Raw genomic sequence first — 784 nt, forward strand, 5'->3', positions numbered from 1 at the left:
CATCAAGCTACTGTTTCAGGAGATGCTTCATTGATAGTCGATCAGATGATTTTGCGTCCAAGCGATCAGCAGCAATCTCTTCCACAAGCGCGTAAGGAAATTTCAACGCCTCGTTTTTTTACCACGCCTTCTACGGATGCCGTATTGTCGATGTCTGTGGCTCCAGGGCTTATTTTTCATAATGAGTTGCAAACAGTACGTGTGGCGAGAGGAGTTCTAGATAAAAATCAAGAAAATGCAGCTCTCTGGAGTTATGCGATAAAAAGCAAAGAAAATATTGTTACAGATCATATAGATTTTAAACTTGAGCAAACAGGGATAGTGCTAGGTCTCAATGGTTTCAGTGAATGGGGGCATGGAGAGTTTTATATAGGTGGTTTTGGCAGTTATGATCAAGCGCGTATTGCCCATGCACGAGGGGGAGTGAGTGGCATAAACACTTATAGTGTTGGAACTTATGCGGGGTATTTTGACCATAGTGGATGGTATCTAGACAGTATTTTAAAATACAATCATTATCAAAATAATCTGAAGGCTATTTCAACGAATGGTTTATCGATTGAAGGAAATTATAAACAGAGTGCAGTGGGCTCATCATTTGAAGTGGGCTATCGTATGAAGATTCTGCAGAACATTTGGTTACAGCCTTATGCGCAATTGAGGTGGTTGCAAGTTAAAGGCAAAGAAATCAAACTTTCGAATGAAATGACAGGTGCTATCAAGCCATTGACGTCACTGCGCAGTGAGGTTGGATTATCGTTAGGGTATGAATTTAAATTAGGGA

The 784-nt window shown here is 40.6% G+C and carries 1 protein-coding gene; it reads left to right on the forward strand.

Annotated features, from left to right (window positions below; translation table 11 throughout):
- The coding region (locus ABD909_RS06985) for an autotransporter outer membrane beta-barrel domain-containing protein (RefSeq protein WP_345097240.1) at positions 1 to 784 on the forward strand (784 nt) is incomplete at both ends.

Origin of the sequence: Bartonella acomydis (assembly GCF_039543025.1) — a bacterium.
GTDB classification, from domain to species: domain Bacteria; phylum Pseudomonadota; class Alphaproteobacteria; order Rhizobiales; family Rhizobiaceae; genus Bartonella; species Bartonella acomydis.